Annotated in this window: 17 protein-coding genes; 10 read left to right on the top strand and 7 right to left on the bottom strand. The window is 73.1% G+C overall.

Features of this window, described 5'->3' with window-relative positions; genetic code table 11:
• Window positions 1-66: 66 nt before the first annotated feature.
• From NUM_RS15925 to NUM_RS15910, 4 genes are all read left to right on the top strand, one after another.
• Window positions 67-2,823, top strand: coding sequence for an ATP-binding protein (locus tag NUM_RS15925; RefSeq protein ID WP_207125615.1), 2,757 nt, complete (start codon window positions 67-69; stop codon window positions 2,821-2,823).
• Between the two features lie 239 nt (window positions 2,824-3,062).
• Entirely contained in the window at window positions 3,063-4,088 is a 1,026-nt protein-coding gene (locus NUM_RS15920; protein ID WP_207125614.1) for a substrate-binding domain-containing protein, read from the top strand.
• Between the two features lie 61 nt (window positions 4,089-4,149).
• Complete coding sequence (locus NUM_RS15915; protein WP_207125613.1) at window positions 4,150-5,166, top strand: ABC transporter permease; 1,017 nt, start codon at window positions 4,150-4,152, stop codon at window positions 5,164-5,166.
• A gap of 23 nt (window positions 5,167-5,189) precedes the next feature.
• On the top strand, window positions 5,190-5,942 hold the full coding sequence (locus tag NUM_RS15910; RefSeq protein WP_225918610.1) for an ATP-binding cassette domain-containing protein: 753 nt from the start codon (window positions 5,190-5,192) through the stop codon (window positions 5,940-5,942).
• Between the two features lie 65 nt (window positions 5,943-6,007).
• Here the strand turns inward: NUM_RS15910 and NUM_RS15905 are convergent, their stop codons facing one another.
• A complete protein-coding gene (locus NUM_RS15905; RefSeq protein WP_225918609.1) occupies window positions 6,008-6,775 on the bottom strand; it encodes an IclR family transcriptional regulator in 768 nt (255 codons plus the stop codon).
• A 219-nt stretch (window positions 6,776-6,994) separates the two neighbouring features.
• Here NUM_RS15905 and NUM_RS15900 point away from each other — a divergent pair, with 219 nt between their 5' ends.
• The 3 genes from NUM_RS15900 (at window position 6,995) to NUM_RS15890 (ending at window position 10,269) form a co-directional block, all read left to right on the top strand.
• On the top strand, window positions 6,995-7,930 hold the full coding sequence (locus tag NUM_RS15900) for a U32 family peptidase (protein WP_207125611.1): 936 nt from the start codon (window positions 6,995-6,997) through the stop codon (window positions 7,928-7,930).
• Window positions 7,931-9,079, top strand: a complete 1,149-nt coding sequence (locus NUM_RS15895; protein WP_207125610.1) for a mandelate racemase/muconate lactonizing enzyme family protein — start codon at window positions 7,931-7,933, stop codon at window positions 9,077-9,079.
• A 182-nt stretch (window positions 9,080-9,261) separates the two neighbouring features.
• Window positions 9,262-10,269, top strand: a complete 1,008-nt coding sequence (locus tag NUM_RS15890) for a zinc-dependent alcohol dehydrogenase (RefSeq protein ID WP_207125609.1) — start codon at window positions 9,262-9,264, stop codon at window positions 10,267-10,269.
• Between the two features lie 144 nt (window positions 10,270-10,413).
• Here NUM_RS15890 and NUM_RS15885 read toward each other — a convergent pair whose 3' ends face one another.
• From NUM_RS15885 to NUM_RS15875, 3 genes are all read right to left on the bottom strand, one after another.
• On the bottom strand, window positions 10,414-11,538 hold the full coding sequence (locus NUM_RS15885) for a hypothetical protein (protein ID WP_207125608.1): 1,125 nt from the start codon (window positions 11,536-11,538) through the stop codon (window positions 10,414-10,416).
• Between the two features lie 195 nt (window positions 11,539-11,733).
• Window positions 11,734-12,567, bottom strand: a complete 834-nt coding sequence (locus tag NUM_RS15880) for a glycoside hydrolase family protein (protein ID WP_207125607.1) — start codon at window positions 12,565-12,567, stop codon at window positions 11,734-11,736.
• A 101-nt stretch (window positions 12,568-12,668) separates the two neighbouring features.
• A complete protein-coding gene (locus NUM_RS15875; protein WP_207125606.1) occupies window positions 12,669-13,085 on the bottom strand; it encodes an HIT family protein in 417 nt (138 codons plus the stop codon).
• 207 nt (window positions 13,086-13,292) lie between these two features.
• Here NUM_RS15875 and NUM_RS15870 point away from each other — a divergent pair, with 207 nt between their 5' ends.
• Window positions 13,293-14,270 carry a YihY/virulence factor BrkB family protein gene (locus NUM_RS15870; protein WP_207125605.1) on the top strand — a complete coding sequence of 326 codons (978 nt, stop codon included), beginning with the start codon at window positions 13,293-13,295 and terminating at the stop codon, window positions 14,268-14,270.
• A gap of 111 nt (window positions 14,271-14,381) precedes the next feature.
• On the opposite strand, the gene sigJ is transcribed toward NUM_RS15870, so the two are convergent.
• Window positions 14,382-15,284 carry an RNA polymerase sigma factor SigJ gene (gene sigJ, locus NUM_RS15865; RefSeq protein ID WP_225918608.1) on the bottom strand — a complete coding sequence of 301 codons (903 nt, stop codon included), beginning with the start codon at window positions 15,282-15,284 and terminating at the stop codon, window positions 14,382-14,384.
• 161 nt (window positions 15,285-15,445) lie between these two features.
• On the opposite strand from sigJ, the gene NUM_RS15860 reads away from it, so the two are divergent.
• Entirely contained in the window at window positions 15,446-16,075 is a 630-nt protein-coding gene (locus tag NUM_RS15860; protein WP_207125604.1) for an LUD domain-containing protein, read from the top strand.
• Window positions 16,076-16,096: 21 nt separating this feature from the next.
• Here NUM_RS15860 and NUM_RS15855 read toward each other — a convergent pair whose 3' ends face one another.
• Window positions 16,097-16,480, bottom strand: coding sequence for a VOC family protein (locus NUM_RS15855; RefSeq protein WP_225918607.1), 384 nt, complete (start codon window positions 16,478-16,480; stop codon window positions 16,097-16,099).
• Between the two features lie 33 nt (window positions 16,481-16,513).
• Entirely contained in the window at window positions 16,514-16,687 is a 174-nt protein-coding gene (locus tag NUM_RS15850; RefSeq protein ID WP_207125603.1) for a hypothetical protein, read from the bottom strand.
• Between the two features lie 138 nt (window positions 16,688-16,825).
• Here NUM_RS15850 and NUM_RS15845 point away from each other — a divergent pair, with 138 nt between their 5' ends.
• Window positions 16,826-17,365 (top strand): 2'-5' RNA ligase family protein, encoded by a 540-nt coding sequence (locus tag NUM_RS15845; protein ID WP_207125602.1) that lies wholly within the window; start codon window positions 16,826-16,828, stop codon window positions 17,363-17,365.
• Window positions 17,366-17,393 lie beyond the last annotated feature (28 nt).

Raw genomic sequence — 17,393 nt, 5'->3', positions numbered from 1 at the left:
ATCCGGCGATCTCGGTATTTACCCGCACACCGCCGGCCGGCGACCGCCTCCTCCTATGCTGGCGCGGTGGTGGCGCGGCAGGTGGTCAGTCCGGTACTCGTCGGTCGGGACGAGGCGCTGGCGACGTTGCTCGCGACCCTGGAGACGGCGGTCGGGCACGGGCCGGCGGTGGCGCTGCTCGCCGGTGAGGCGGGCATCGGCAAGTCCCGGCTGCTGGCCGAGTTCACCGCCTCGGTGCCCGCCCGGGTACGGGTGGTGACCGGCGCCTGCGCGGAGCTGGGCGGCGACGGCCTCGCGTACGCGCCGTTCGTGGCGGTGGTGCGGCGGCTGATCAGCGACGGACCGGGCGGGCGGGCGCACGAGCTCGCCGAGTGGTTCCCCCAGTTGGGAGCCGAGCAGCCGGGTTCCGGCGGCAAGCACCGGCTGCACGAGGCGGTGCTGGCGCTGTTCGAGACCGTCGCCGCGGACCGGCCGTTGCTGGTGGCGATCGAGGACCTGCACTGGGCCGACGCCGCCAGCCGCGAGCTGTTCGGTTTCCTGGCCCGCAACCTGGTCCAGCCGGGCGTGCTGCTCGCGGCGACCTACCGCCCGGCGGACGCCGGCACGGCACGGCTGCGCCCGCTGCTGTCCGAGCTGGCCCGCGGCCCGCGGACCACGACGCTGCGGCTGGGTCCGCTGTCCGAGGCCCAGGTCGGCGACCAGCTCGCCGCCATCCTCGGCGCCACCCCGGATCCGGTCGCGGTGCGCCGGATCCGGGAACGCAGCGACGGCAACCCGCTGTTCGTCGAGGCGCTCGCCCGGGCCGGCGACCGTACCCCGGACAGCCTGCGCGAGCTGCTGCTGGACGGTCCGCGCTCGCTGCCCGCGCCCGCCCGGCGGCTGCTGGGTACCGCGTCGGCGGCCGGCGGCCGGCTCGACCACCGGCTGCTGGCCGAGGTCGCCGAGCCGGGCCCGGACGACGACCTCGACGGGCTGCTGCGCGAGCTGGTCGACCGCAGCCTACTGGTGGTCGACGGCGACGGGTACGACTTCCGGCACGCGCTGATCCGCCAGGCGGTGTACGAGGACCTGCTGCCCGGCGAGCGCGCCCGGGTGCACGCCCGGTACGCGGAAGCCCTGCGGGACAGCGCATCGCTGGCCGAACTGGCCGCGCACGCGGACGCCGCCGGCGATGCCGGGACGACGCTGACCGCCGCCCACCGCGGCGCGGTCCGCGCGTACCGCTCCTACGCGTACGCCGAGCAGCAGCACCTGCTCGACCGGGTCCTGCAGGTGTGGGACCGGGTGGACGATCCGGCCGGCCGGCTCGGCGTGGACCGGGTGGACGTGCTGACCGCGGCGGCCGAGGCGGCCATGCTCACCGGCGACTACCCGCACGGCATCGAGCTGGCCAGCGCGGGCCTCGCCGCCGTGGACGAGCGGGCCGAGCCCGACCGGGCCGCGCTGCTGCTGGAACACCGCGGGCGGCTGTCGATCCGGCTCGACGGCACCGGGATCGAGGATCTGGAACGCGCGCTGTCGCTGCTGCCGGACGATCCGGACAGCGTGCAGCGTGGCCGGATCCTCGGGATGACGGCGATGGGCCGGCCGTTGCGTACCGAGGCCTCCCGCGCCGAGTTCACCGCCGCGCTGCGGGCCGGGCGCCGCACCGGCGACCCGACCGTGACGGTACGCGGGCTGCTCGGGGTCGGCGCGATGACCGGCGAGCTGGCCCTGCTGGCCGAGGCGGCGACGCTCGCCGAACGGCTGGACAGCCCGGACCTGGCCCTGACCGTACCGATGTACCAGGCGGCGCTGCACACCCGGCTCGGCGATCAGCAGCGGGCTGTCGCGGTGGCCCGGGACGGCATCCGCCGGGCCCGCCGGCTCGGCCTGGCCCGCAGCCGCGGCGCCGAGCTCGCCCGGTACGCGGCGCGCGGGCTGATGCTGGCCGGGCGGTGGGACGAGGCGGACACGGTACTGGCCGAGGCGCTGCGGGAGGACCCGCCCCGGGCGACCCGGCTCGCGCTGCGCATCCTGGCCGGCCGGCTGGCGCTGCTGCGCGGCGAGCTCGGCGCGGCCGAGGAGGCGGCCGGGCTGGTCGCCGATGTCGACGGGCACGACCTGCTCGGCCTGCTGGCCCGCCATCAGCTGCTGTGCGGGGTCGCGGTGGCGCGCGGCGAGCTGGACGTCGCCGACCGGTACCTCGACCGGGCGCTCGCCGATCCGGCGCTGGTCGTCAACTACGGCAACGACTCCCGGCCGGTGCTGCTCGCCGGTGCGCTGGTGCTGCGGGCCCGGCTGGAGCGCGGCGGCCGCGCGGCGGCCGGCGTACCGGCACGGCGGGAGCGGATCGCCGCGCTCGACGCGGCGATCGAGGTGGACGGGCCGTTCGACGAGGCGCACCGAACCATGCTGCGGGCGCTGCTGGACGGCCGCGGTTTCGGCCCGGCGGTGGCCGCCTGGCGCGCCCTGGACCAACCGTACGAGCTGGCCGAGGCGCTGTACCAGCACGCCCGCGCCGACCGCCCGGCGGATGCCGCCGCGCACCTTCGGGAGGCGGCGGGGCTGGCCGAGCGGCTCGGCGCGGCGCCGCTCGCGCAGCGGATCGCGCGGCTGGCCGGTGCGACGCCGGCCCGGCACGGCCTGACCGACCGGGAGCGCGACGTGCTGGAACTGCTCGCCGCGGGGCACAGCAACCGGCAGATCGCGCAGCGGCTGCACATCTCGCCGAGCACCGCGGGCGTGCACGTCTCGCACATCCTGGCCAAGCTGGGCGCCACCAGCCGGACCGAGGCGGCGGCCATCGCCCACCGCGAATCCCTCGTCGACCACCAGGCCTGACGCACCGCGTACCCGGGACGGGCCGGACGGGTGTGCCGTCGTCCCGGCCGATTCGGCGTGTTTCCGCCTCGCCGGGAAGGGTTGACAACATTCGTGATACCGAACATAGTTCGGTATCACGTACATCGTCGAGAGCCGGTGTGAGGCCGAAAGTGACTGACGAGCGCGCCGCCACGGATCGTTCGCGGCGAGACATCCTCAAGTGGTTCGGCGCCGGCGGCGGTGCAGTGGCAGCAACGATGGCCCTGTCCGCCTGCAAGGGCGCCCACAGCGACGACTCCGGTGGCACCGGCGCCACCGGCAACTTCCCCGAACCGGGGAGCAAGTGGAAGTTCGTGTTCATCAACCACGTCACCACCAACTCCTTCTTCGCACCGACCCAGAACGGCATCAAGGACGCCGCCGCGCTGCTGGGTCTGGACTACCAGTGGACCGGCGCCGAGGACGGCAACGTGTCCACCATGGCCACCGCGCTGGAGACGGCGATCTCCGGTGGCGCGGACGGCATCGCCGTCGCGCTGACCGACGACAGCGCGTTCAAGAACGGCTGCAAGAAGGCGTTCGACCAGGGCATCCCGGTGGTCGCCTACAACGCGACGGCCGCCGGCAACTACGCCCTGGCGTACATCGGGCAGGACCTGTTCCTCTCCGGGTACAAGATGGGGCAGCGGATCCTGTCGCAGGTGCACTCCGGCGAGATCATCGTCGGGATCTCGCAGCCCGGCGGCAACAACGTGCAGCCCCGGCTGGACGGCATCAAGAAGGCCATCGCCGACGCCGGCGCGAGCGTCACCGTGCACACCGTCAACACCGGCGCCGAGCAGGCGGCCGAACTGTCCGCGATGGAGGCGGCGTACGCGGGGCGCAAGTCGGCCAAGGGCGTCTACGCGGTCGACGCCGGCAGCACCGCGGGCATCGCGCAGATGGTCAAGAAGCAGGGGCTGAAGGGCAGGTTCCACGCCGGCGGGTACGACACCCTGGACGACACGATCGAGGGCGTGCAGTCCGGTGCGCTGGACTTCACCATCGACCAGTCCGCCTACCTGCAGGGCTTCCTGCCGATGCTCAGCCTCTACCTGTACCGGTTGTCCGGCACGCTGGTGCACCCGCCGGAGATGGACACCGGTCTGACGTTCGTCACCGCCGAGAACGTCGCGCCCTACACCAAGGCGGCCTCGGTGTACGAGGGCTCGAAGGGCAAGCGGTTGCTGGCCATGCCGAAGAGCCTGCCGTTGCCGGCGCCGCTGACCGTCACCCAGTCGTGACCTGAGTCGCCTGCCGGTGCCGCACCGGCAGGCGACGCACTCCCGTCCCGGAGACCGCCAGATGACAGAGACTCCCACGAGGTCCACTGTGGACTCCCCCGGCCGCGCGGGCCGCGGCAGCGCCGGACGGCTGGTCGTCGACGGCCTGCTGCGCCGGCGGGAACTGAGCATCGCGCTCGTCACGATCGTGCTCGCGCTCTACTTCGCCCTGACCACCAACGGTTTCGCGGACAGCTCGAACTACCACATCATCGCGCAGTACTTCGCACCGTGGGCGATCATCGCGGCCGGCGAGGTGATGCTGCTGATCTGCGGCGAGATCGACCTGTCCGCCGGCTACATGTTCACCCTCTCCCCCTTCGTGCTGGCGGTGTTCGTCAACAACGGCGCACCGTTGATCGTGGCGCTGCTCGGCGCGCTGGTCGTCTGCGCCTGCGTCGGGATCGCCAACGGGCTGATCGTGACCGTGTTGAAGATGCCGTCGTTCATCACCACGCTGGGGATGTTCTTCCTGCTGTGGGGTGTGGCGCTGCTGCTGTCCGGCGGCTCGCCGGTGCACGCGCCCGAGGGCGGCGCGCTGGTGGCGGTCATCGGCGGCTGGCAGTGGTCGGAACTGTGCTGGGCGATCGGCATCGTGATCGTCATGCAGATCGTGCTGTCCGGCACCCGCTTCGGGGTGTACACGTTCGCGGTCGGCGGCAACCCGACCGCGGCGTCCGAGGCCGGCATCCGTACCCGCCGGATCAAGACCGCGTGCTTCGCGCTGACCAGCCTGCTGGCCGGCTTCGCCGGCATCCTCGACGGGGTCCGGGTCGGCTCGTTCGACCCGACCAACGGCGGCGCCAACTACATGTTCCTCGCGGTCGCCTCGGCGGTGATCGGCGGTACCGCACTGCTGGGCGGATCGGGCACCGTGGTCGGCGCGCTGATCGGCGCGATCGCGCTGGGCATCGTGCACGAGGGGTTCACCCTGGCCGGCATCAACGCCAACGCGTTCAACGCGGTACTGGGGATCGCGGTGCTGGCCGCGATGATGCTCAACATCTACCTCGGCCGGTTCAGCCGAGCCGGCACCTGAGAGGGCGGGCAACGGTGGACGACGTGAACGACTCCCCCGCGGCGATCCGGGCCGACCATGTCGGCAAGCGGTTCGGTCCGGTCACCGCACTGCGCGACATCAACCTGTCGGTACGCCCCGGCGAGATCCTCGGCCTGATCGGCGACAACGGCGCCGGCAAGTCGACGCTGATCAAGATCCTCACCGGCTACCACAAGCCGGACAGCGGCCAGCTGCACGTGCACGGCGAACCGGTGAGCCTGCGGTCGGTCTCGCACGCCCGCTCGCTCGGCATCGAGACGGTGTTCCAGGATCTCGCGATGATCAACGGCCTGCCGGTCTACCTCAACCTGCACCTCAACACCGAGCGGGTCTACCGGCCGATCCCGTTCCTGCGCCGCAAGGAGATGAAGCGCCGGGCCCGGGAGTGCCTGGACTCGATCGGCATCGACATCCCGTCGGTGACCACCGAGGTCGGCCGGCTGTCCGGCGGCCAGCGGCAGGCGATCGCGGTGGCCCGCTCGGTCTACTCCAACGCGCGGATCCTGCTGCTGGACGAGCCGCTGGCGGCCATGGGCGCCCGGGAGGGCGGGCTGATCCTGCGGCTGCTGCGCACCCTGAAGGAGCGCGGCGACCTCGCGATCGTGCTGATCGCGCACAACTACACGCAGGTCGTCGACATCTGCGACCGGGTGAACCTGTTGCAGCACGGGCAGATCACCCTCGACAAGCCGACCGCCGAGACCTCGGTGACCGAGCTGCTCGACCTGGTCGCCGCCGAGTACCGGGTGCAGTAGGCCGGGCCCGTCGGTGCTGCTCGTGCCGGCGCGGCGCGGCCGCCGGCCGGCGCGGGCGGTGCCGGTCAGGAAAGGGGGCGGCCCGGGCGGTGGCCGAGGCGGGCGGACAGGGCGTCGGCGCCGTCGCGGACCACGGCGGTCAGCTTCGCGGCGCTCTCGTCGGTCCAGCGCAGCACCGGCACCGAGACGCTCATCGCCGCCACGACCTCACCCTCGTGATCGCGCACCGGCGCGGCCACGCAGGCCACAGCGTCGTTGGACTCGCACCGCTCGTACGCGATGCCGGCGGTGCGGACGGTGGCCAGGTGCCGGCCGAGCGCGGTGACCGAGGTGATGCTGTGGGGCGTCATCGCGGTCAGCGCCGCCCGGCCGGGGTAGCGGGCGGCGAACGCGTCGGCCGGCAGCATGGCGAGCAGCAGCTTGCCCACCGCCGTACAGTGCGCGGGCAGCCGGCGGCCGACCGCGGAGACCATCCGGACCGGTTGGGTGCTGTCGACCTTGGCCACGTAAACGACCTCGGTGCCCTCCAGCACCGCGACGTGCACCGTCTCGTCGCAGCGGGCGGCGACCTCGCTGGCCACCGCCTGCCCCTCCCGGGCCAGGTCGAGCTGGCCGGCGAACACCCCGCCAAGCTGGAAGACCCGCATGCCCAGCCGGAAGTGACCGGGCCGGTCGGGCACCGTGGACAGGTAATGCCGGTCAGTGAGCGTGTGCACCAGTTCGTGCACGGTGGTACGGGGCAGCCCGAGGCGCGCGGTGATCTCCGGTGCGGTGAGCGTCTCACCGTCCAGGAACAGTTCGAGGATGTCCAAGGCCCGGACCACTGCGGGCACCGATCGCCCCATGCTTCACCTGCGTTTTCTCTCGGTCGGTCGGTTCACGATAGCCAAGCGGCGCCCGTGGCCGGCCGCCGCGTCGGCTGCTTGACGGGATGACCGATCAGCCATTAGCGTCCGATATATCGACTGTCATTCGTGTTATCGAACACGGTAGCGCGTCTGTCCGCCACCGCCGCGCGCCTGCTGGCACCGAGGCACCCCAGGGATGTGACCGTGGAACGTACCCGAGCCTTCCTGCGCTCGATCGACCTGCCGGACCGCGATCCGGGCACGCCACCGGCCAGCCGGAAGCGGTTCCCGGACGGCGCCCAGTACCGGGTGGAGATCCCCAGCGTCGAGGGCCCCGAGGTACTGGCGGCCGTGCTCGCCGAGGCCGACCGGCGCGGCGTGCCGGTGCACCGCGTCTCGCAGGGCAGCGGCACCATGCTGCTCACCGACGCGGAGGTCGCGGCGATGGCCTCGACCGCGGCGGCGCGCTCGATCGAGGTCAGCCTGTTCACCCGGCCGCTGGCCGGCTGGGACACCGGCGCCGCCGCCAGCGCCAGCGGCGCCACCGCCCTCGCCACCCAGGCGCGCGGCACCGAGCAGCTGGTGTACTGCCTGGAGGATCTGCGCCGGGCCGCCGAACTGGGCATCCGCAGCGTGCTGGTCACCGACCTCGGGGTGCTGCGGGTGGCGGCCCGGATGCGCGCCGCGGGCGAACTGCCGGCCGGTTTCGGGTTCAAGGTCAGCGTCCAGATGGGACTGTCCAACCCGCCGGCGATCCAGCTCGCCGAGCAGCTCGGCGCGACCACCTACAACGTGCCGACCGACCTGTCGCTGCCCCAGCTCGCCGCCATCCGGGCCGCCGTCGACATCCCGCTGGACATCTACGTCGAATCGCCGGACGACCAGGGCGGTTTCGTCCGGCACTTCGAGATCGCCGAGATCGTCCGGGTCGCGGCGCCGGTCTATCTCAAGTTCGGGCTGCGCAACGCGCCCAACATCTATCCCAGCGGCAGCCACCTGGCCACGCTGGCGACCGCGCTCGGCATCGAGCGGGTACGGCGGGCCGAGATCGGCCTGGGCCTGCTCGGCCGGTACGCGCCGGACGCGGTGGGTTCCACGCTGCCGGCGGCCGACCTGGCGGTACCCGAGGTGGAGGTGTAGATGAAGATCAGCGCGATCGACACGTACGTGCTCGGCACCCCGTGGCGCAACCTGACGTACGTGCAGGTCAGTACCGACGAGGGGCTGACCGGCGTTGGCGAGACCCGGATGCTCGGGCACACCCGGGCGCTGCTGGGCTACCTGGCCGAGGCGGGGCCGAAACACGTCCTCGGGCACGACCCGTTCGACCTCGAGGCGCTGGTCCAGCGGATGAAGTACCGCGACTTCGGCCGGGCCGGCGAGATCGTCATGTCCGGCATCGCGTGCATCGAGATGGCCTGCTGGGACATCGTCGGCAAGGCGCTCGGCCAACCGGTCTGGCGGCTGCTCGGCGGCAAGGTCAACGACCGCATCAAGGCGTACGCCAACGGGTGGTACACGGTGGAACGCGACCCGGCCGAGTTCCACGCCGCGGCCCGCCGGGTCGTCGAGCGCGGCTACCGGGCCCTCAAGGTCGACCCGTTCGGCCCGGGCAAGTGGGAGCTGACGCCGGCCGAACGGCGCCGCTCGATCGAACTGGTCGAGGCGGTCCGGGACGCCGTCGGACCCGACGTCGAGCTGCTGGTGGAGATGCACGGCCGGTTCACCGCCGCCGAGGCGGTCCGGATCGCCACCGCCCTGGCCCCGTTCGACCCGGCCTGGGTGGAGGAGCCGGTACCGCCGGAGAACCTCGCCGCGCTGGCCACCGTGCACGACAAGCTGACGATCCCGGTCGCCACCGGCGAACGCATCCACGACCGGATCGAGTTCCGCGAGCTGTTCGAGCGCCGCGCCGCCGACGTCATCCAGCCCGACATCGGACACACCGGCGGCATCGGCGAGGTACGCAAGCTCGCCGCCACCGCCGAGACCCACTTCCTCCAGATCGCGCCGCACAACGTCGGTGGGCCGGTGCTCACCGCCGCCAACCTGCAGCTGGCCACCTGCACCCCCAACTTCAAGATCCAGGAGCACTTCAACGACTTCGCCGACGAGTTCGTCAAGGCCGCGGCGCCCGGCGTCCCGGAGGTCGTCGACGGGTACTTCGCGGCGCCCACCGCACCCGGCCTCGGGGTGACGCTGAACCCGGAGTTCATCGCCGAGCATCCGCCCACCGAAGCCCACTTCGACCTGTACAACGACGGCTGGCAGTACCGGGGCACCCGATGAGCCCGGGTTCGCGCCACGCCGGGCGGGTGCCGGTCCGCGCTCCCGCGCCCGGCACCCCGGTCACCGGCTCGCGACTCGCCGCCACGGTGGCCGGTGCGGCGGCCGACCGCGTGGCGGTGGCGCCGTGAGTACGGTCCGGGCGGCGGTGGCGCCGTGAGCACGGTCTGGGCGGCGGTGGCGGCGTGAGCACGGTCTGGCTGGACGCACCGGGCGCGCTGCGGGTCGTGCCGAGCGAGCGCCCGGAGCCCGGAGCCGGGGAGGCGGTGGTGCGGGTCGGCTACGCCGGGATCTGCGGCTCGGACCGCGAGCTGTTCGCCGGCACCCGACCCGCGCCGTACGCGCGCTACCCCGTGGTGCCCGGGCACGAGTGGTCCGGCACGGTCGCCGCGGTGGGCCCGGGCGCCGATCCGGGCCTGGTCGGCCGCACGGTGGTCGGCGAGGGCTTTCGCAACTGCCAGGTGTGTGCCGCGTGCCGGCGCGGCGACGCCAACCTGTGCTCCGCCCCGTACGCCGAGACCGGGTTCACCGAGCCGGGCGCCTGGTCGGACTGGCTGCGGTTGCCGGCCCGGCTGCTGCACACCCTGCCGGCCGGCGCCGACCTGCGCGCCGCTGCGGGCCTGGAACCCGCCGCCTGCGTCGCCGCGGCCTGCCTGACCGCGGCGGTGGTACCCGGCGAGCGCGTCGCCGTGGTCGGCGGCGGCATGCTGGGGCTGCTCGCCGTCCAGCTGCTGCGCGCCGCCGGCCCGGCCGAACTGGTGGTCGTGCACCCGACCGCGCGGCGAGCCGCGCTGGCGGCCCGGTGCGGCGCGGACGACCTGGTCACCGTCGAGGCCGCGAACCGGCTCGCCGGCCGGTTCGACGCGGTACTGGAGACCGCCGGCGCCGCCGGCGCCGCGCACCAGGCCGTCACGCTGACCCGGCGCGGTGGCCGTACCGTGCTCGCCGGGTTGCCGGGCGGCGCCGACACCCCGCTGGTACCGGCGGAACTGGTCACCGCGAAGGCGACGATCCACACCGTGTTCGGGGCCCCGCCGCGGGCCTGGACGCACGCGGTCGACGCGTTCGCCGCCGGCATCCTCGACCCCGGCCGGCTGGTCACCCACGAACTCGCGCTGGACGACGCGGCCGATGCGCTCGCGCTGCTGTCCGACCACCGCGACGAGGTGCTGAAGGTACTGCTGCGCCCCTGATCCGCCGACTCCGTCCGGGCTGCCCGGGTCCCGGGCCGGGCCGGGCCTGGCCTGGCCCGGCCGATGGCAGGCTTGCCGGCGACACCAGCCGCCGGCGGCGCGATGCTCGTCGTCCACTGTGGACGGCGAGCATCGCGGCGGAGTTCAGCTGAGCACGCGCGGGCCGACCTTGAAGATGCCCAGCATGTCGTTGATCGCCGGGCCGGTCGACTGGTTCGCCTTGGTCGTCATGAACGACGTCTCGGCGCCGACCCAGCCGCGGAACCGCCCGCTGTCGTCGATGACCTGCAGCGACGGCTTGACGTGCGAGTTCTTCTGGTAGCAGCTCTGGGTGTGCGTCTTGCCGTCCCAGGCCAGGCAGCGGAACCAGTGCTCGGTCGCGTCCCGCCGGTCGCCGCCGAAGTGCGCCAGGTAGTAGTTGACGGTGGCGCTCTGCGCCGTGTCCCCCGGCGGGAACGCCTTGCAGCCGTTGCCCGGATTCGACTTGCTGGCCGAGCCCAGGCAACGGCCGTCCGCGCACTGCCGGAACGTGCGCAGGTCGTACGCGCTCGGGCCGCCGGTGAGCTTGCCGGCGACGATGCCGTTGAACCGGTACGCGTACTTGATCCGGTTGGCCGGCTGCATCAGCGTGGCCGCGCTGGCGTTGGTGTTGAGGCTCGCGTTGGACCCGAACGCGTAGCCGGAGGTCGCGGTGTAGCCGCGGCCCACGCCGTTCCAGACCAGCTGCACCAGGCTGCCGTCGGTCGACCCGTTCGACTTCTGGATCCGGCCGACCGTCCACTTCTCCTGCACGTACCCGCTGCCGCTGGGCCAGGCCACCGTCAGCGCCGAGCCGTTCAGCGCGTACTTGCCGTAGACCGTCTCGGTCGCGCCGGTCAGGAACCGCTTCATCGTCTGCGCGTAGCACTTCGTCGCGCCGCAGCCGGACGCCAGTACCGGGGTGTCCACCCGGACGTCGCGCTTGTTGGTCTGGTTCCAGCGCCACCACTTGCCGGTCACGGTGCCGTTCGACGGGTGGAAGACGTAGTAGCCCAGGCGCATCCAGTTGGTCGTCGTGTTGGCCTTGAACGACCCGACACTGACCACGAAGTTGGCCTTGCCGCCGGGCAACGCCTGCGCGGCCGCGCTGGTGCGCTGCGTACCGCTGTCCAGCGGGGCCCGCTGCGCGCCGGCGCTGGTCGGCAGCAGCCCGACCCCGACAAGCACCGCGGCTGCCCCGGCGATGACCCCGGAGACCACCCTGGTCCGCCGGCTGATCGCTGTCCTCATCTGCCCAACCCCTCCCAGCGCGGACATTCCGCGCGCCCATCTGCCGCACAGGATCGCACACCGATGCACGCGACACCGCGGGCGCACGGTGTCGCGAACCCGGGTACTGCGGCGTCCGGCAGGCTCCGCGCGGGCTCCGGATGGGCTCGGGCCGGGCTCTGAGCGCACTCGGGGCGGGCTCCGGGTGGGCCGGGGTTACTGGCCGGAGCGCATGTGCTCGATCAGGCGGGTGGCGCGGTCGCCGACCTGGGTGGCCCAGCGCGAGTCCTGCATCGCGTTCGCGGCGGCGTTCCAGTCACCGTTCGTCAGCGCCGTGTGCAGCTGGTGGAACTGGCCGAGCGTGGCCGGGCCCATGTTGAACGCCATGTTGGTGAGCACCCGCTGGCGGGCCGGGTCGAGCTGGTCGAAGCCGGCGTAGTAGTCGCGGGCCGTCGTCACCGCGGTACCGACGTCGTGACTGAACAGCTGGTTGACCTGAGCCGGCGTCAGATCCTGGGTACCGGCGCGCACCGCGTCGTAGTTCGCCCCGACCGAGGCCAGCTGGCTGCGCGCGTCGTTGCGGTCCAGGTTGAACCCGATCCCGACGGTCGGATGCCGCTCGCTGTCGAGGTACACGTGGGTGCGGTTGTCCTCGTCGGCCGTGAGCTGGTCGCGCAGCTGCTGGTCGGTCGTCATGTCGACGGCCTGCGCCGCGGTACCGGACTGTCCGGCCGGGTCGGTCGCGGCACCGTCGCCGTAGCCGGCGGCGACCGACCGGTCGGCCTGCTGGTACGCCTGGTTGCTCGCGTCGACCGCCTGGTTGACCTGCTGCAACCCCTGGTGCAGTTGCTGCAGCGAGTCGACCTGGCTGCTCTGCAGGCTCGCGTTCGCCGCGGCCACGTCGCTGCCGATGCCGGCGAACGAGGCGCCGTCGAGCACCGTGGACGCCAGTTCGCCGATCACCTCGCCGGCCCTGGCCAGCAGCGAGCCGACGGTACCGACGTTCTCGGACACCGCCTGCGGTTGGATCTGGAACGAGTCGGTGGACATGCGTGCGCTCCTCGGACGAGTTCGGCCCACCCATCGTGGCCGCCCCGCCTCCCCGCCGTCCACGACACAATTACCCAATCTGTGCACGGCGCGCCGCGGCGTCAGCGCGGTTCGACACCGAGCAGCCGCCGCAGCGCGGTGGCATCGGCCCGCCACTGCCGTTCGGGCAGCGGAAGGTTGGGGCCGTCGGGAAGTGGCGCCCCCGGGGCGGGATCGTCCCGGTACCGCGGGGTGACGTGCGTGTGCAGGTGCGGCACCCGGTTGCCCAGGGTCTGCCAGTTCATCTTCATCGGCCGGAAGTGGGCGGCCATCGCCCGCGCGACCCGGTGAACGTCCGCCTGGTAGCGTGCAGCCTCGTCGTCGCTCAGCTGGTACGGCTCGACCACGTGCCGGCCACGCCAGATCACCACCACGTAGCCACGCACCAACGCCCGGCGCATCAGGTACGCGTCGGTGCGTTCGGTGGCGAGGACCCGCAGGCCCGCCTCCGACTCGTCGGTCCGGCTCTGCGTGCACATGGCACACGCCGTACCGGCAACGCGCTGTTCCCAGTCCGACGGCCATCCCACGGCGCGAGCGTAGTGCCTGCCCGGGCGGACGGCCGGAACGCCACGGAATGGCACCCACGCGGCACCCGATCCAGGCGGCGCCGACCGCGTCCGGGATCCTGCTCCACGACGTTCGATCCCCCAGCGCGGGTGCGCTGACGGCAGTGAAGGGGCACCGTGAGCGACGAACCCGCGGCTGTGGACGACGACGAGGAAACGGCGGTGGCCGTGCCGTCCCGGGTAGGGACAGCGCTGCGCACGATCGGGACGGTCGGCGCCCGTACGGTGCTCGCCGCGTGGCGGCAGGATCCGTTCACGAAGGCCGCTGCCGGCGCGTTCTGGCTGACCCTGTCGCTGCCGCCGCTGCTGTTGGGGCTGCTCGGCTGCGTGGGCTACCTCGGCGACGTGCTCGGCAGCCCGCTGGTGGAGCAGCTGCGTACCCGGTTGCTGGCCCTGTCCGACACCGTGTTCACCCACCAGGTGCAGGCCGACCTGATCGCGCCGACGATCACCGACACGCTGACCCACGGGCGCGGCGAGGTCGCCTCGGTCGGGTTCGTCCTGTCGCTGTGGGCCGGCTCGTCGGGCATCTCGTCGCTGGTCGACGCGATCACCGCGGCGCACCACCAGCAGGCGATCCGCAACGTGGTGTGGCAGCGGGTGTTCGCGCTGCTGCTGTACCTGGGCGGGCTGGTCGTCGCGGTCGTCGCGCTGCCGGTGCTGGCGCTCGGACCCGATCTGGTCGGCGACCTGATCCCGCAGCAGTGGCAGCACGAGACGGCCCGGCTGATCTCCTGGTTCTGGTACGTGGTCGCCGCGCTGGTACTGGTCGCCGCGCTGACCACGCTGTACACGCTGGCGCCGCCGCACAAGCTGCCGTGGCGGCGCGGGTTGCCGGGTGCGGTGGCGGGGGTGCTGCTGTTCGTCGGTGCGGTCGTCGGCATCCGCATCTACCTGGGCTGGATCTCCTCGACCGGGTACACCTACGGCGCGCTCGCCGCCCCGATCGGCTTCCTGCTCGTCGCCTTCGTCGTCGGCCTGGCAGTGGTACTCGGCGCCCACCTCAACGTGGTGGTCCAGCAGCTGTGGCCGGCCCGCCCGGCCCGCTGGTGGCGCCGGCTGCGGCTGTTGCCCCGCCGCATCCGCTCGCGCTGACCCGGGGCCCACCACTCAGGCCTCCGCCGCCGAGACACCAGCGCCAGGCCCCGGCCGCCACGGCACGGCCTCCGCCGAGGGCCCGGCCGCCGGGGAGCGGCCTCGCCCGGGTCAGGTCGTCCAGTGGCGGAGCTTGTCGGGGTTGCGGACGACCCAGATGTGCCGGATCCGGTCGTCGACGACCTCGAACGCGAACACCGTGACGGTGACGCCGTCCTTCTCGACGACCAGGCCGGGTGCCCCGTTGACGGTACGTTCGTGCAGCGTGGTGCGGTGGTCCTTGCGGCGGGCGAGCTCGACCCAGGCGCGGGCGATCCGGTCGCCGCCCTCGATCGGCTGCCGGAACGTGACCGCGTTGCCGCCGCTGTCCGCGGTCGCCACCGCGTCCGGGTCGAGCAGGCCGACCAGCGCATCGATGTCCTGCGCCTCCCACGCCTGCCGGAAGCTGCGGACCACCTCGGCGTGCCGGGCGGTCGGCACCGGTGTGGCCCGCGCGGTCAGCAGCCGGTGCCGGGCGGAGGACGCCAGCTTGCGGCAGGCGGCCGGGCTGCGGCCGACGATGTCGGCCACCTCGCCGAACGGGTAGCGGAACACGTCGTGCAGGATGAACGCGACCCGCTCCGCCGGCGTCATCGCCTCCAGGACCACCAGGAACGCCATGTTCACCGATTCGTCCAGGCTCACCCGGTCGGCCGGGTCGACGGCGCCCTCCGGCCGGCCGAGCGCGGCGTCGGGCAGCGGCTCGGGGATCCAGTCGCCGACGTAGCGTTCCCGCCGCATCCGTGCCGAGCCGAGCAGGTTCAGGCAGATCCGGCTGGCCACGGTGGTCAGCCAGGCACCGGGTGACTCGATCGCGGCCCGCTCCGGCGCGCCCAGCGCGTACCAGCGGGCGTAGGTCTCCTGCACCACGTCCTCGGCCTCGGCCAGCGACCCGAGCAGCCGGTATGCCACGTTGATCAGCTGGCGCCGCTCGGCCATCACCGCGTCCAGGCTCGGATCGCCTCCGCCGCTCACCCCGTCACTCTCCCCCGCCGCGCGTCGCCCCTCACCCGGTACGACCGGACAGCCGGCCGAAGTGTGAGGTGGCGCGGCGGCCTCACATCCGGCGGGCCTGTCTTGTCGGACCGGTGGCGGCGAACCTACCGCCCACGATCGACCAGCAACCCGGAGAAGACATGACGATTCCGACATCGACCACCTCGTTCGCCGAGCCGGCCACGGCGCAGCGGCTGGAGCGGACGGCCGCGGCGCTGCGCGGGCACGGCTTCACGGTGGAGATCCTCGACACCCTGGCCGCGGCGCGTACCAGGGTCCGGGACCTCATCCCGGCCGACGCCAGCGTGTTCACCGGAGCCAGCGAGACGCTGCGGCTGTCCGGGATCGAGGCGGACATCAACACCAGCGGCCGCTACGACGCGCTCAAGCCGCGCGGGCTGGCGATGGACCGCGCCACCCAGGGCGACGAGCTCCGGCGGATGTTCGCCTCCCCCGACGTCGAGATCGGCAGCGTCGCGGCGGTCACCGAGACCGGATCGGTGGTGATCGCGTCCGGCAGCGGTTCGCAGCTGCCCGGCTACGCCGGCGGCGCGGCCCGGGCGATCTGGATCGTCGGCGCGCAGAAGGTGGTACCGGATCTGCCGTCGGCGCTGCGCCGGGTCGAGGAGCACTGCCTGCCGCTGGAGAACGAGCGCGCGCTGCGGGTCTACGGCTCGCCGAGCGCGATCACCCGGCTGCTGGTGCTCAACGCCGAGTACCAGCCGGACCGCGGCACCGTGCTGCTGCTGCGCGAGGCAGTCGGGTTCTGAACCGCGCCGGGCCGGCGCCGGTCAGCGCGCGTCCTGCGGGTACCAGCGCAGTTCGATCGTGTTGTCGTCCGGGTCGCGGACGTAGATCGACTGCGCGTCCCCGCGCGCGCCGTAGCGCCCGACCGGGCCTTCCAGCACGGTGAGCGTGCCGGCGTCGATGACCTCCTGCCAGTCCAGCGGATCCACCACCAGGCAGAAGTGGTCCACATTGGACTCGGCCCGGGGCCGGTGCAGCAGGTCGATGATCGTGCTCTCGTTGACCCGCACGGACGGGAACGGCACCTCGCCGCGCCGCCACTCCTCGACCCGCACCGGCGCCAGCCCGAGCGGCCCGCAGTAGAACGCCAGCGACCGCTCGACGTCGCCGACGTTGAGAACCAGATGGTCGAACGCCTTCACCCGCACCGGTGCCCCCTTCGTCCAACGGATCCACGGATCCTAGGCCACGGGTACGACGATGTCGCCCGAACCGGAAACCGCGCCGGCGATCAGCCGCCGACGCGGCTGATCAGCCTGGTCAGCGCGCCGGAGGCTGGCGTCCCAGTCCGGGTAGGTCAGGTGGTGGTCGTCCGCCAGCTCGTCGTAGCAGCGCGCCACCGAGGTCTCCGCCATCGCAGGCAGGCTACGGCGCGCCGGCACGCGTCCCGCACCGCCCGGCTGGCGGGTCGGCCGCGGGCGACGGCAGGCCGGAGCTACGGTCCGCGGCCAGCCGGCCGATCGACCGACCGTTGCCGCATCTACCCTGGCGCCGTGGATACAGCGCTGGTACGCCGGAGTGCGGTGGTCGTGCTGGTCCCGACGGCGGACCCGGTCGTCGGACGCTGGCGGGAGCGGCACGACCCGCATGCCGCCGCCGGGGTGCCGGCGCACGTCACGGTGCTCTACCCGTGGATCCCGGCCGGGCAGCTGACCGACGACGACGAGCGGGCGCTCGGCACGATCGCCGCCGGCCACGACCGGTTCACCCTCGACTTCACCGGCTTCGGCGAGTTCGACCGGACGCTCTGGCTCGCGCCGACCCCGGCCGATCCCGTACTCGCGCTGACCCGCTCGGTGGTCGCGCGGTGGCCGCGGTATCCGCCGTACGGCGGGCGCTACGACGGCGACCATCCGCACCTGACGATCGCCGACGGTGCCGACCCAGCCCTGTTCCCGCGCATCACCGCCGACCTCGGCCCGCACCTGCCGCTGCGGGCCGAGGTCACGGCGCTGACGCTGGTCGAGCAGCGCACCGACGGCCGCTGGCGGGCCCGCCGCACGTTCCCGCTGCGGGGTACCGAGGCGGGCTGAGTCCGGGTGGCCGGCCGCTATCGTGGCG

The organism is Actinocatenispora comari (assembly GCF_017312725.1).
Classification (GTDB): Bacteria; Actinomycetota; Actinomycetes; order Mycobacteriales; family Micromonosporaceae; genus Actinocatenispora; species Actinocatenispora comari.
Note: the sequence above shows the minus strand (reverse complement) of the source record. Positions and strands in the feature narration are given on the sequence as shown.